Annotated in this window: 13 protein-coding genes; 3 read left to right on the top strand and 10 right to left on the bottom strand. The window is 69.0% G+C overall.

Features of this window, described 5'->3' with window-relative positions; genetic code table 11:
* The first annotated feature begins 39 nt into the window (after positions 1-39).
* Positions 40-684, top strand: a complete 645-nt coding sequence (locus AC3EO7_RS09760) for a ComF family protein (RefSeq protein ID WP_431967807.1) — start codon at positions 40-42, stop codon at positions 682-684.
* Positions 685-994: 310 nt separating this feature from the next.
* The gene (hpf, locus tag AC3EO7_RS09755; protein ID WP_431967989.1) at positions 995-1,684 is read left to right on the top strand and encodes a ribosome hibernation-promoting factor, HPF/YfiA family; all 690 of its coding nucleotides are present in this window, start codon (positions 995-997) and stop codon (positions 1,682-1,684) included.
* Here the strand turns inward: hpf and AC3EO7_RS09750 are convergent.
* The 4 genes from AC3EO7_RS09750 to AC3EO7_RS09735 form a co-directional block, all read right to left on the bottom strand.
* Positions 1,671-2,834 (bottom strand): MAB_1171c family putative transporter, encoded by a 1,164-nt coding sequence (locus AC3EO7_RS09750; RefSeq protein WP_435591022.1) that lies wholly within the window; start codon positions 2,832-2,834, stop codon positions 1,671-1,673. The two genes, hpf and AC3EO7_RS09750, sit on opposite strands and share 14 nt — an antisense overlap.
* Positions 2,831-3,355, bottom strand: a complete 525-nt coding sequence (locus AC3EO7_RS09745) for a hypothetical protein (protein WP_431967811.1) — start codon at positions 3,353-3,355, stop codon at positions 2,831-2,833. The genes AC3EO7_RS09750 and AC3EO7_RS09745 overlap by 4 nt, the downstream gene beginning before the upstream one ends.
* Before the next feature lie 114 nt (positions 3,356-3,469).
* Entirely contained in the window at positions 3,470-3,904 is a 435-nt protein-coding gene (locus AC3EO7_RS09740) for a hypothetical protein (protein WP_431967813.1), read from the bottom strand.
* A 10-nt stretch (positions 3,905-3,914) separates the two neighbouring features.
* A complete protein-coding gene (locus tag AC3EO7_RS09735) occupies positions 3,915-4,616 on the bottom strand; it encodes a helix-turn-helix domain-containing protein (RefSeq protein ID WP_431967815.1) in 702 nt (233 codons plus the stop codon).
* A 391-nt stretch (positions 4,617-5,007) separates the two neighbouring features.
* Here AC3EO7_RS09735 and AC3EO7_RS09730 point away from each other — a divergent pair, with 391 nt between their 5' ends.
* Positions 5,008-6,300, top strand: a complete 1,293-nt coding sequence (locus AC3EO7_RS09730) for an acetyl-CoA C-acyltransferase (RefSeq protein WP_435591021.1) — start codon at positions 5,008-5,010, stop codon at positions 6,298-6,300.
* Positions 6,301-6,364: 64 nt separating this feature from the next.
* On the opposite strand, the gene bluB is transcribed toward AC3EO7_RS09730, so the two are convergent.
* The 6 genes from bluB to AC3EO7_RS09700 all read right to left on the bottom strand — a co-directional run bounded on the left by bluB (position 6,365) and on the right by AC3EO7_RS09700 (position 13,474).
* Entirely contained in the window at positions 6,365-7,042 is a 678-nt protein-coding gene (bluB, locus tag AC3EO7_RS09725; RefSeq protein WP_435591095.1) for a 5,6-dimethylbenzimidazole synthase, read from the bottom strand.
* Positions 7,043-7,174: 132 nt separating this feature from the next.
* On the bottom strand, positions 7,175-8,449 hold the full coding sequence (locus AC3EO7_RS09720; RefSeq protein WP_435591020.1) for a fatty acid desaturase family protein: 1,275 nt from the start codon (positions 8,447-8,449) through the stop codon (positions 7,175-7,177).
* Between the two features lie 88 nt (positions 8,450-8,537).
* Positions 8,538-9,977: a fatty acid desaturase gene (locus AC3EO7_RS09715; protein ID WP_431967821.1), complete on the bottom strand. Its 1,440-nt coding sequence runs from the start codon at positions 9,975-9,977 to the stop codon at positions 8,538-8,540.
* 162 nt (positions 9,978-10,139) lie between these two features.
* Positions 10,140-11,276, bottom strand: a complete 1,137-nt coding sequence (locus AC3EO7_RS09710; protein ID WP_435591019.1) for a ferredoxin reductase — start codon at positions 11,274-11,276, stop codon at positions 10,140-10,142.
* A gap of 214 nt (positions 11,277-11,490) precedes the next feature.
* Positions 11,491-12,042: a DUF6912 family protein gene (locus AC3EO7_RS09705; protein WP_431967994.1), complete on the bottom strand. Its 552-nt coding sequence runs from the start codon at positions 12,040-12,042 to the stop codon at positions 11,491-11,493.
* 10 nt (positions 12,043-12,052) lie between these two features.
* A complete protein-coding gene (locus AC3EO7_RS09700) occupies positions 12,053-13,474 on the bottom strand; it encodes a WS/DGAT/MGAT family O-acyltransferase (protein ID WP_431967825.1) in 1,422 nt (473 codons plus the stop codon).
* Between the last annotated feature and the right edge of the window lie 365 nt (positions 13,475-13,839).

Genomic DNA, 13,839 nt, shown 5'->3' with positions numbered 1-13,839 from the left:
CCGCTCGGATCTGTCGGTGGACGCGGGCACACTCTGGCGATGCGAACACTGCTGGACTTGGTGCTGCCCGCCGCGTGCGCGGGCTGCGGCGCGGCGGGCGTCGGATGGTGCCCCGACTGCGCGGCGGCGCTGACCAACGGTCCGACGCGGGTGCGTCCGCGTGCCGATCCGGGTGTGCCGTGCTGGGCGCTCGCCCCGTACGCCGGGCCCGCGCGCCGAGCGGTGCTCGCCGTCAAGGAACGCGGCAGGCGCGATCTGACCGGGCCGCTCGGGCTGGCGATGGCGCGCGGGCTGGCCCAGTTGCGGGCGCCCGATCGACCCCTGATGCTGGTTCCGGCGCCCAGTCGCGGCGGCTCCGCGCGGCGGCGCGGCGGGGACCCGGTGCTGCGGACCGCGCGCGCCGCCGCGGGATGGCTACCCGATTGCCGGATGGTGCCGATGTTGCGGGTGTGGTGGGGTGTGCGCGATTCGGTGGGCTTGACACCCGGTGAGCGCCAACACAATCTGCGAGGCCGGATATCGATGCGGCACGGGCCACTCGCAAGGCTCGGCGATACCGGGAACGCCGAGGTCGTCGTGGTCGACGACGTGCTGACGACCGGTGCGACGGCCCGCGAATCGGTGTGTGCGCTAGGGCGGGCGGGAGTCGAAACAAGTGCCGTCCTGGTGACGTGTTCGGCTTGACTCCGGGAAATTTGCGTGAACACTGGCGGACCGCCCGTTGGCGTACTACCGTCGCGATCACACACCCGAACCGAGAGTTTGGAGGTGGCGCCTCGGACAACTTCGTGTCGCGCGATTCCCCGGTGTGAGCCAAGCCCGAAGGCGTCAGCCTGTCTGACAACGAACGGGCTCTCGCGCACCTATGAAACCCGGATTTCGCACGGCACGGCTCAATCCCGCCGCACGGGAAATCGGTCCGTGCGGCCAGATCCGGGAGGTACGCGTGACGACTTCTTCACGTCCTTCAGTGAAAGACGCAGATCCTTCGGTGCTGGATACCGGCGCCTTGGATGCGACAGAGCAACCCGCAGCGGACCAACCACGGGCCAATCGCGCCGACATCGTGGTGAAAGGCCGCAACGTCGAGGTTCCCGATCATTACCGAATCTATGTCGCGGACAAACTCTCCCGTCTCGAACGCTTCGATCCGTCGATCTTCCTCTTCGACGTCGAGCTGTTCCACGAACGCAACCGTCGTCAGCGCAAGGCCTGCCAGCGCGTCGAGATCACCGCACGCGGCAAGGGCCCGGTCGTCCGGGCGGAGGCCTGCGCGGACAGCTTCTACGCCGCCTTCGAGTCGGTGACCGCCAAGCTGGAGAGCCGACTGCGTCGCACCAAGGATCGGCGCCGGGTCCACTACGGGGAGAAGACCCCTGTCTCGGTCGCCGAGGCCACCGCCGACTTGGTCGACGATTCGCTGTTCACGTTGGCGAACAGCGTTTCCGCGGTGCACGAGCACCCCGGTGAGCGCGCCGAACAGGAACCCGAGTACGAGGCCGGTCCAGGCCACATCGTGCGGACCAAAGTGCATACCGCGACTCCGATGACCGTCGACGACGCCCTGTACCAGATGGAGCTCGTCGGTCACGACTTCTTCCTGTTCCAAGACAAAGAGACCGATCGACCGTCGGTCGTCTATCGTCGTCACGCTTTCGACTACGGCCTGATCAGGCTCGCATAGCCAAGCGCCGAAACCGTCCGGCCGACGCCCAGGAGGGCGTCGGCCGTTTCGTCTCCGCGTCGACCGCGGCGCGCGCGGCAGGCCACGCGCGGGCCAGCTCCAGCAGCTGTCGCAGCTCGGAATCGAGGTCGCGGGACTCGGGCACGCCGGTACGGGGCGCGGCGTGCACGGGACCACGGCCCTCGGCCTTGGCTTGGATCCCGTACGCGATCCGCACCGCGTAGCGGTGCACCGGTCCGGCCGCCGCGGGTATCGGAAGGTCGTGTGGCGCATACCTGTTCAGGTGCAGCAGCGCGTCACGGATCTCGACGGTCATCCGGATCAGCCGGACCTCGGGCTCGTCGTGTCCGGTGGACGCGGGATCGAGCACGATCTCCGGCACCGCGCCGGTCACGTCCGTCCAGAGCGGGCCGAGCCGACGGCAACAGCGCCGGGCCCGATCCCAGCCCGCGCGTGTTGCCAGCACATCGAACAGCGGCACGGCGAGCAACGCGGCGGTGAGCACGATGACGGTGCTGTTCGGCCACGCCCAGCGGATCAGATCCGGATCCTCGATCGGCACCCAGTCGCCGAACAACAGCGCCGCGAACGGCAGTCCGCACGCGCCGACGGCCAACGCCGTGAGCAGCGCGCCGAAGACGAGCCGCTCCCGGCGGGTGGTGTCCGCTCTGACCAGTTCGCGGTACAGAACCTGGCCCATCCGGCGGCCGCACGCGATCGCGGGCAGGCAGAACGCCAGCGCGGAGGCCGCCGACCACATGTCAGGCGTCCCGCCGAGCAGCGTGCCCTGCTCCCTGGCCGGCGTGCCGACGATCAGGATGACGGCGGCGCAGGCGGCGGCGAACAGGTTGTAGCGGCGCTGGCGCCGCCACGCGCCGTTGGGGTCGGCGCCTGCCCACAGCGTCGCCGCGCCGTAGGCGCTCATGACCGCGAAGAGCATGCAGCCCATGGAGAGTTGGTGCATCAAGCTGCCGAACCGCGGCGCGATCCCGCGCTCCAGCAGCAGCATCCCGGCGCCCGCCCACGCCAGCGCCCGGTTGAGCAGCCGATCGGTGACGGTCTGGTGCAGCAGCGCCCATCGGCCGAGCGCCACCACGGCGACGAACCCGATCAGCGGAGCCGCGATGACGCCGGGAATGGGCGAGTTCACCTGCGTCGGTCGCGGAAGAACGTGCGGTGCAACAGGGAATCGCGGCGCGGCGGGCGCATCGCCTGCAGCATCACCATGTCGGCGAAGGTCTCGGCGTCGCGTTCCCTGCTGGTGCCGTAGTCGGTGCGACCGAGCACGTGCGCAATGGATTCCGGCGAGATCGATGGCAGCAGTTCGGCCACGGCGGCGAGGGTGTGCGCGGTCCGGTCGCTCGGCGGCGGCTCCGATTCCGGGCCGTGCCCGAGCAGCATGTGCCCGAGTTCGTGGGCGATGATGTGCTCGGCGTGCCACTCGGTGGTGTCGGCGCCGTACACGATGACATCGCTGTCCCGCTTGGCGATCCACAATCCGCTGCCCGTGCCGCAGCCCGCGCCCGCGAGCACCGCGGTGTCCACCGGCTGCAACGTGATCGGGCGGTCACGGAACTCGGCGACGGCATCGAGATAGGTATTCAAATTCCATGGATGCGGTATCGGTACGTTGCGGGAAAGCTCCCGGAACCGGGTGTCCATACCGGCCATGCGATGCGATCTCCTACAGCAGTTCCGCGGTCCCGCCCCGTGTAGCTGAAGATGGTACCCAGGATGGTGCGCCGTGGGCGACCCCGCGGTAGGCGCCTGCCTTCCGATGACGGGTCAGCGCGGCAGATCGCTCGATTCGGCGGCGTCCTCGGTGTCGCGGATCAGCCGGGCGAGCATGGCCCGGTCCACATCGGAGCCGCGCAGCGCGATGCTGGCGACATTGGCGTCGCGCATGGTGGCCAGCAGTTCGAGTTCCCTGTCGATGCTCGCGGCGGCCTGCCCCGTGGTGGTCAGATACCGGGGCGCGACGCCGAAGCAGGAGGCGATCGCCGCGAGGATCTCGAATTCGACTGCCGCGCCGTCGTGTTCGTCGTCGAAGCGGCCGTCGCGCAGCTGTTCGAGATAACCGGCGGCCACCGCTCGCTGCAGCTGGCCGCTGACCTGTTCGGCGACGGATTCGGTGCTGCGTTCCGGCGCGGAGCGCGGGTGCATCACCGCGAAGAGTCTGTTGATCTTGTGGCTCAGCGGTAGCCGCGTGGCCTCGGTCATCTCGATCACCTCAGTGCTTGCCGTTGCGATTCGGCGCGGTTGTGCTGTTGGCCGCCAGCCATCTGGCCCGGAACTGAGCTTCGGTACCGGCGCTCACATTCTCGCTGCGGCCTGCCAGCCAGCGTCGATAGCGGCGTTCTTCGAGTTCGGTCGCGTCGTCGGCGTCGGCGGGGACCTCGAGCAGGTGCGCGAACGCCATCTCCACCAGCGGGTGCAGCTGGCGGCCTGGTCCGCCGTTGCGCTCCAGCATGACGGTGGCGTACCGGGCCGAGAGCCGGGACACCACGCGGTTCAGGTCCGAGATCGCCTCCACCACGGCGGGTTCGGTGGTCTGGCCGCGTTCCACGGCGTCGGTGAGGCGGCCGGTGGCGGCGAGCAGGCCGGTGAGGTCGGAGATGTCGAACCGGATCGAGGTCGGGCCCGCGACGATCGACTCGTCGCCGGAGCGCTCGCCCCCTACTTCCTTCGGCGCGGGCGCGCCGCCCGCGTAGGCGCGCGCCGCACTGCCGGGCAGCCAGCGCAGCGGCGCGTCCAGCTTGTTCAGCGTGTGGGTGCTGATCGCCGCGTCGCCGTCCTCGATCTTTCGGATCGTCGGCGCGGAGGGCCCACCCAGATCGCCGATCTGCAGCTGCGTGAGGCCGAGCTCGTCTCGGCGTTCCTTGATGATTCGGCCGAAGCGCTTCTGCCGCGACAGCTCCGAAGGGCTTCTCATAGTGGGCGCCATAGTATGCCGAACTAGTACCGGATGACAACTTCATAGAAAAGATTTGAAAAATCAGTGGAAAGAACGCTACTGTTCTTTCTGCGCCGGATGCGCGGTGCCGGCACCGACGCGGTTCCGGGACGAGCAGGGGCGTTCGACGGGACGGCGCCCCAGCCTGCGGCGCAACGGCGCGCCGCAGGCCGGCTCAGCGGCATCTGGAGGGGATCGCTGAGCCGCCTGGGGCTTCGCCCGCCGTCGTGCGGGACCGAATCGGGGGTCGAGGGGGGCGGAAAGCCTGCCCGCCCGGAGGGGTGCGGGGAGGCGTCTTCCCGTCTGTGACGTGGACCGAGAACTTACTTCAGAGTAAGTTTGTGGTGTACGTCTCTGGAAAGGAATTCGCATGGCTTCCGACGCCGCTCGCCGTGCCGTAGTCGTGTCCGGTGTGCGCACCCCGTTCGTGCGGGCGTTCACCGACTTCACCCGAATGGACTCCATCGCGCTGGCCGACGCCGCCGTCCACGGTCTGCTCGAGCGCACCGGGCTGCCCGGCGCGCAGGTGCAGGCCATCGTCTGGGGCGGGGTGATCCTGCCGAGCGCCGCGCCCAACATCGCCAGGGAGATCGCCCTCGACCTGCGCCTCGACCCGGGCTGTGAGGGCTACACCGTCACCAGGGCGTGCGCGTCGGGTCTGCAGGCGGTGACCGCCGCCGCGGCCGCGATCGAGCGCGGCGAATACGACATCATGATCGCGGGCGGCAGCGATTCCACCAGCAACGCCGAGGTGAAGCTGCCGCAGAAACTGGTGCACGCCGGCGCCCCGCTCGCGCTCGGCAAGCCGAAGCTGAAGGACTACCTTTCGGCGGCAGCGCAATTGGCGCCGTTCACCGACATCCTGCCCAGCAGGCCGAAGATCGCCGAGCGCACCACCGGCGAGGTGATGGGCGAGTCGGCGGAGAAGATGGCCCGCATCCACGGCATCGGCCGGGCCGAGCAGGACGAGTTCGCGGCCCGCTCGCACCAGCGCGCCGCGGCGGCCATCGCGTCCCGGCGCTTCGACGACGAGGTGCTACGGGTGCGCACGCCCGACGGCGCCGACATCGAGCGCGACGGGCTGGTCCGCGCCGACACCAGCGTGGCGAAACTGGCCAAGCTGAAGCCGGTGTTCGCCGAGGACGGCACCGTCACCGCGGGCAACGCCAGCCCGCTCACCGACGGCGCCGCCGCGGTCCTGCTGATGAGCGAGCAGAAGGCGCGCGAGCTCGGCTACCGGCCGCTCGCCGCGTTCCGCTCCTGGAGCTACGTCAGCGTCGATCCCACCGACCAGGTGCTCATCGGCCCCGCGATCTCGATGCCGCGCGCGCTCGACAAGGCCGGAATGGCGCTGTCGGACATCGACTTCGTCGACATCCACGAGGCCTTCGCCGCCCAGACCCTCTCGGTGCTCAGCGCACTCGCCAGCGACGAATGGGCCAAGAAGAAACTGGACAGGGACACCGCGGTCGGCGAGGTCGACATCGACCAACTCAACGTGCACGGCGGGTCGGTCTCCCTCGGCCACCCCTTCGGCGCGACCGGCGCCCGCATGGTCACCACCATGGCCAACGAACTGGCCCGCACCGGAAAGAACGCCGCCCTGCTCGGCATCTGCGCGGCGGGCGGCATCGGCGCGTCGGCGGTGCTCGAACGGGTCTGAGATTGGCGCGGTTGCCCTGGGAGTGGCTGGGGTGCCCGCACACATCGTGTCGCGTGCGGGTTCGTCAGGTTGTGGCGGAATCCATCGCCGGGCCCGCTGCCGGGGGTTCAGCGGAGAGTCGCTGCCCGCCGAAGGTCTCTCGGTGCACGGCTTCCGACAACGGGCGTCCGGTGCGCCAGCCGAAGCGTTCCAGGTCTGGGACCGTTTGGAATTCGCGCACCGGGCCGACGCAAAGCCACGCGACGGGACGGATGTTCGGCGGCAGGCCGACCAGTTCGGCGAGGAACGCCGCATCGTAGAAGGACACCCAGCCCACGCCGATGCTCTCGGCGGTGGCGGCGAGCCACAGGTTCTGGATCGCGAGAACCGCCGAGTAGATACCGGTTTCGGGGACGGTGGCGCGGCCGAGCACCTGCGGCCCGCCGCGGTCGTGGTCGTAGCTGACGACGACGCCGGTGCCGCTCTCGACAATGCCCTCGATCTTGATCGGCTCGAAGGTCGCGGCCCGCTCGGGCGGCAGCGCGTCGCGGAACTCGACGCGCTTGTCCGCCACGTGTTCGGCGAAGCGGCGCAGCGTCGCCGGATCGCGCACCACGACGAAATCCCATGGCTGCGAATTGCCCACGCTGGGCGCCCGGTGCGCGGCATCGAGAATCCGCCACAGCGTGGCCTCGTCGACGGGCGCCCCGGTGAATTCGGCGCGCACGTCGCGGCGTAACCGGATGGCCTCGTAGACGCTCAGGCGATCAGCACTCACCGGGCCAGTCAACCAAAGCGGACCGGCGGGTCCACACCCGCCGGTCCGCTTTGTCGAAGGTTCGCTGATTCGCCGCGTCGATCGTTCGCGCGCTCACCGCGTTGCCGGTTCGTGCACTCACTGCGCCAGCGGGAGCGCGGGCTCCCGCCGTGCGGCGCGGCGCGTGATGCGCCGCTTGCCCTCGGCCAGTGCGGTGCGCAGGCCGCGCCGCTTGCCGGTGGCTGGGTCGATGGTGGCGAGGGTGTTGCCGCCGAACCTGCGCTCGGAGGAGGTCTCCGGGGCGTCGTCGGCCGTGTGGCGCAGGTACTTGTTCGGCAGCGCGAGTTTGAGAATCGTGCGCCACGACTTGAAGTACTGCACCGGCAGCGAGCCCGTGGTGTAGGGCAGGTCGTACTTGTCGCACAGCGCGCGCACCCGCACCGCGATGTCGGCGTAGCGGTTGCTCGGCAGATCCGGGAACAGGTGGTGTTCGATCTGGTGGCTCAGGTTGCCGGTCATGAAGTGCATGATCGGACCGCCGGAAATGTTGGCGCTGCCCAGCATCTGGCGCAAGTACCACTCGGAGTGGGTCTCGCTGTCGATGTCGGCCTTGGTGAACTTCTCCGCACCGTCGGGGAAGTGGCCGCAGAAGATCACGGCGTTCGTCCACACGTTGCGGATCATGTTGGCGGCCAGGTTCGCGGTGAGCGTGGAGAAGAACAGCGGACCGGTGAGCGCCGGGAAGATCACGTAGTCCTTGAGCACCTGCTTGCCGACCTTGGTCAGCACCTCGCCCCGCTTGCGCTCGAACTCCGCGCGCTCGGGGGTGCCCTCCTTGTACCGGCCCGCGGCCAGCTTGCCGAGCTCGAGGTGCTGGATCGCGACGCCGTACTCGAAGAACAGCTGCAGGAGCAGGTTGTAGACCGGGTTGCCCAGATTGAACGGCTTCCAGCGCTGGTCGCGGGTGACCCGCAGCAGGCCGTAGCCGATGTCGTCGTCCATGCCGAGGACGTTGGTGTACTTGTGGTGCAGGTAGTTGTGGGTGTGCTTCCAGTGCTTGGACGGGCCGGTGTTGTCCCACTCCCATGAGCTGGAGTGGACCTCTGGATCGTTCATCCAGTCCCACTGCCCGTGCATGACGTTGTGCCCGATCTCCATGTTCTCGATGATCTTGGCGGTGCTGAGCAGGGCGACGCCCGCGAGCCAGGCGGGCGGTAGGAAACCGGCGTAGAGCACTGCGCGTCCGCTGATCTCCAGCGCGCGCTGCAGCCTGATGACATTGCGGATGTACCGCGCATCCGATTCACCGCGCGAGGATTCGATTTCCCGCCGGATCGCGTCGAATTCCGCGCCCAGCGCCTCCACATCCGCGGCGGTGAGGTGCGCGTACTCCTTGACATCCGAGATCGCCATGGCGGTTACAGTACCGTAAGTTACGACACCGTAAGTTTCTGGAACTGTGGCAAATCCCGCATTGCGTTCGTGACCGCCGAATGTTATATCAGGCGCGTCGCCAGCGCGCGCGGAAGCGCTTCTCTCGCACGGCCTTCCTCCGCAGCGCCGACCGCTCGGTGCGCGCCTTCTCCTGCAGGGCGATTTTGGCCTCGCGCAGCAGCTCCTTCTCGTGCTCGGCCTTCTCCTTCAGCGCCCGCTTGGCCTCGCGCAACACTTCTTTCTCGTGCCGCGCCTTCTCCTCGAGCACCACCTTCGCCTCGTGCAGCGCCGAGCGCAGCCCGCGCCGCTGCCCGGTCTCGGGATCGGTCAGCAGCCAGTTGTTGTCGGCCCAGCGCTCGGTGCTCGGCAGCGTGATGCCCGCGAACTTGCGTTCCGAGGAGGTCTCGGGGGCGTCATCGGCGGTGCGCTTGAGGAACCGGTCCGGCAGCGCCAGCTTGTGAATGGTGCGGAAGGCGAGCAGGTACTGCTTGGCCAGCGAGCCCGTGGTGTAGGGCAGGTCGTACTTGTCGCAGAGCTCGCGCACCCGTGCGGCGATCTCCGGGTACCGGTTGCTCGGCAGGTCCGGGAACAGGTGGTGCTCGATCTGGTAGCAGAGGTTGCCGCTCATGAAGGCCATCGCGGGCCCGGCCTTGAAGTTGGCGCTGCCCAGCATCTGGCGCAGGTACCACTCGGCGCCGGTCTCGTCCTCGAGCTGCTCGATGGTGAACTTCTCCGCGCCGTCGGGGAAGTGGCCGCAGAAGATCACCGCGTAGGCCCACAGGTTGCGCACCAGGTTGGCGGTGGCGTTGGCCTTCAGCGTCGACTTCCACGCGGGCCCGGTCAAGGCGGGGTACAGCACGAAATCCTTGGCCGCCTGGCGCGCGATCTTGCGGGCGAACTCCCGATTCGGCGCCGACAGCAGTTCCTGGCGCGGGACGCCGGACAGCTGCTTCTCGATGCTCCAGTCGTGCAGCGCGATGCCCCACTCGAAGGTGGCGGCCAGCAGCAGGTTGGCCAGCGGCTGCACCAAGTGGATCGGGCGCCACTCTTCGTCGCGGGTCATCCGCAGGATGCCGAAGCCGAGGTCCTCGTCCTTGCCGAGAACATTGGTGTAGGTGTGGTGGGAGTAGTTGTGCGCCCGCCGCCACTGCGACGACGGCCCGACCTGGTCCCACTCCCAGGTGCCCGAGTGGATTTCCGGATCGTTCATCCAGTCCCACTGCCCGTGGCTGACGTTGTGCCCGAGCTCCATGTTCTCGATGATCTTGGCGACCGAGAGCAACGCGGTGCCCGCGAGCCAGGCCCAGCGGTTGCGGCTGCCGAACAGCACCGCGCGTCCGGCGACCTCGAGGCCGCGCTGGGCCGCGATGGTGCGGCGGATGTATTTCGCGTCGCGTTCGCCACGGGAGAGTTCCACGGACCGGCGAATGCTGTCGAGTTCCTGCCCCAGGGTCTCGATATCGGCGGCCGTGAGGTGGGAGAACGTCTGGATATCGGTGATGGCCACCGGAGTCCCTTCTCTGCTCGACTTATGCGGTCGAGGGTACCTGCGTCTCAGGAGGTATGGATTCTGTCTGCAACGGGCCTGATCGCCTCAGTGGTGTCGGAGGTGTCCGAGGCGGGGCCCCGCGTGGTCACGCTGCGCTGCCTCCTCCGGGCCCTGACCGCCTCAGACGTCGAGCGTGCAATCGCCCGCGGCGGCCGAGATACAGGTCTGCACCTTGTCGCCCTCGCGGCGCTCCTCGCCGTTGCGCAGATCCCGGGCGTGTCCGGAACTCAATGTCACCACACAGGTCTGGCAGATGCCCATCCGGCAGCCGAACGGCATCTGAACCCCGGCCGACTCACCCGCCTCCAGCAGGCTGGTCGCGCCGTCGACCTCGACGCTGCGGCCGGACTTGCCGAAGTTGACAATGCCGCCTTCGCCGATCGCCGAGCGCTCGATCTCGAACCGCTCCACGTGCAGCCGGTCGGCGATGCCCGCCCCGCGCCAGTGCTGTTCGATCTCGTCGAGCATGGCGGCGGGCCCGCAGGCCCAGGTGTCGCGTTCGCGCCAGTCCGGGAACTTCACGTCCAGGTCGGCGAGCGCGAACTTGCCCTGCTCCCCGGTCAGGTGCAGATGCGACTCGAAGCTCGGGTGCCGGTCGTGCAGCGCGCGCAGTTCCTCGCCGAACATCACGTCCTCGGCGGTGCGCGCCGAATGCAGGTGCACCACGTCGGACACCAGGCCGCGCCGGTCCATCGCCCGCAGCATCGACATCACCGGGGTGATGCCGCTGCCGGCGGTGAGGAACAGCACCTTGGCAGGCGGCGGGTAGGGGAGCACGAAACCGCCCTGCGGCGCCTGCAACCGGACGACCGTGCCCGGCTTGACGCCGCCGACGATGTGGCTGGACAGGAATCCCTCGGGCATCGCCTTCACGGCGATCGAGATGACGCGCTTGCCGCCGTGCTCGGGGGCGCTCCAATCCGGAGGGCAGGTCAGTGAGTACGAACGCCAGTGCCAGCGGCCGTCCACCAGCAGGCCGATGCCGATGTACTGGCCCGGCTGGAACTTGAAGTCGAAGCCCCAGCCCGGCTTGATCACCAGGGTCGCCGAATCCGCGGTCTCCTTGCGCACGTCGACGATCCGCCCGCGCAGTTCGCGCGCCGACCACAGCGGGTTGGCCAGGTGCAGGTAATCGTCCGGCAGCAGCGGCGTGGTCACCCGGGCGACGGCCCCGCGCAACACGTTGAGCCGACCCCCCCGATCGGCGACGCTCGCCGCAGGCGCTTCGAGCCAATCGCGGACATTCTTGAAGACCATCGGTGCCGTTCGTCTTTCTGTCGAGGTGGCGGCCGCCGTCGGGGCCGCTCTCGGCCAGGTTACGGCATCGTAGGTTAGCGGGCAGCGGCGACCGCGCGCCCACTTTCCCGCCGCGGCCCCAACGCGAATGAACCCCGGCACCATCGAGCCTCGGCGCAATTCGGCCTCAGCGCAAGTGCGCCTCGCCACAAGCGGAGCTCAGCGCAAGTCGGCCTCAGAGCAATTCGAGCAGGAACGGCAGTTCCTGCGCGGCGTACCAGGCGAGCTGGTGGTCCTCGGCGTCGCCGAGCACGAATTCGGCGTCGGCGTCACCGAGATCGGCCGCGTCGATGACGTCCACCGCCTTGGCCACCTCGGGCTCGGCCTCGGCCAGGTCGACGTGGATCGAGGCGATCCGCGCGTAGCCGATCGGTCCCGCGAGCTTGACCACCGCGTCGTCGAGGTCGGGCCGCAGCTTGGCGCCGGTGACGTCCGCGGCGATCACGGCCCGCCGGTACACCGGACCGCCGGACGGCCGCGCGGCCACGGGTTCGCCGTCTTCGATGTCCTCGACGATCGCCTCGCGTTCGGCGGCGAGCAGGCGCAGCGAGGCGCGGGCCGCCTCGAGCATCGCGACCTCGGCCAGTTCCTCGTCGTCGCCGGAGGCGTAGGCCTCGCGCAGCGCGGGCGTGACCGCGAAAGCCGTGGCGCCGATCGGGAAGATCTCCCGCTCCTCGACCAGCGCGCGCAGCATCGGCACCGTCGCGGGCACGTACACCCGCAGGATGTTCTTCTGATCAGGCGCAGGCACCGAGCATCTCCTCCATGGACTCGTGCACCGCGGCGGCCAGCACCTCGATGTCGGCCATCGCGTCGCGGTCGGCGTTGAGTCCGTAGAAGACCCGTCCGTCGTAGGACGTGATCCCGATGCTCGAAGCCTGATTGCGCAGCAGCGGCGACACCGGATACATCTCCAGCATCCGCGCGCCGCCGATGTACATCGGCGTCTGCGGACCCGGCGCGTTGGTGATCACCAAGTTGAACGTGTGCTCTGCGAACGTACTCGCCGCCCGCACGCTCATCGCATGCAGGCTGGCCGGAGCGAACCCGGCCATGTGCACCAGCGTGCGCGCCCGCACCCCGCGCCTGGCCTTGCTGTTGGCCTCGGTGGCGTGCGCGATGTGCGAGAGCCGCATCACCGGATTGGGCTCGCCGACCGGCAGATCCAGCAGAAACGAGGACACCTCGCTGGCGGGCTCGAGCCGATCCCGGTCCGGGCCTTCGATGTACACCGACATCGGCACCACCGCGCGCAGCGTGGTCGACTCGATCAGCGCCTCGCCGCGGGACAGCAGCCAGCTGCGCAGCGCCCCGGTGACCACGGCGAGGATCGCGTCGTTGGTCGAGCAGTCGAAGCGGTGGCGGATCTTGCGGTAGTCCTCCAGATCGGTGCGCACCACGTCGAAGCGGCGGCTGCGCGAGGTGCGCGCGTTGAGCGGGCTGTCCGGCGCGCCGATGGCGGCGGTGCGGACTGCCGAGACGACCGAGTCGACCGCGCGGCCCGCCGCGCCGATCATCGCGAAGGCGTCCGCGCTCGCGTCGCGGGCCACCTCCAGCGCCTCGCGGGGCTGGGCCGCCAGATGGGTGAGCGCGCCGACCAGCAGTTCCACGTCGGTGGGTTCGCGCGGAGCGACCCAGGCGTCGTCGGCCAGACCGCGCGGCGACGGGCTGGCGTCCAGGATGACGTGCCCGATCTCCAGCGCGCCGACGCCGTCCACCAGCGCCGAGTGGGTCTTGGTGAAGATCGCGCTGCGGCCCTCGGTGAGCCCCTCGATCAGGTACATCTCCCACAGCGGTTTGCTCTGGTCGAGCGGCCGCGATGCCAGCCGTGCGACCAGGTCGTGCAGCTGTTCGTCGGTGCCCGGACTCGGCAGTGCGGAGCGGCGGATGTGATAGGTGATGTCGAAGCGGCTGTCCTCCACCCACACCGGTCTGCCGAGCGCGAACGGGATCTCGCGCACCTTGCGGCGGTAGCGCGGGACCAGCGAGAGCCTGCTCTCCACCAGGTCGACGAGCCGGTCGTAGTCGAGGGGCGATTCGCCGTCGAGGAGGCCGTCGCCGGTGTTGCGGACGATCGCGAGCGAGCCGATGTGGATCGGATTGCTGCTCGACTCGAGCCGATAGAACGCCGCGTCCTGTGGCGTCAAACGCGTGATCACGCTGCCCGGTGCTCCTTCCGATGCCGTGTCCCCGCCTCATTGTCGTTCGCGACAAGGAAAAGGTGGTGGATCCTGTGGCATATCCAGCGAAATCGGTACATATCTTTACCCCTGGCAACCCGCGTGGCAGGGTTGTCCGAGCTCGTTCGGGCGGGGTGGGGTTTCGATAGAGGTGGGGACTGCACAGTCGGCGACCGTCGCTTTCGCTCGCTCCGCATCAGGGGATCACGAGCCGCACTGCCCTTGCCGTCCCGCGCATATGCCGCTGCCACCGGCGCGTCGGACCCCTGTCATCGTATGGCACCGACCTTCGAAGCGGCTCGGCTCGAGCGTGATTCGCCCCCGGTTTGCGGCGCGACCGCCCG

The sequence above is a fragment of the Nocardia sp. bgisy118 genome (assembly GCF_057708605.1).
This window is presented reverse-complemented; position numbering and strand designations above follow the sequence as displayed.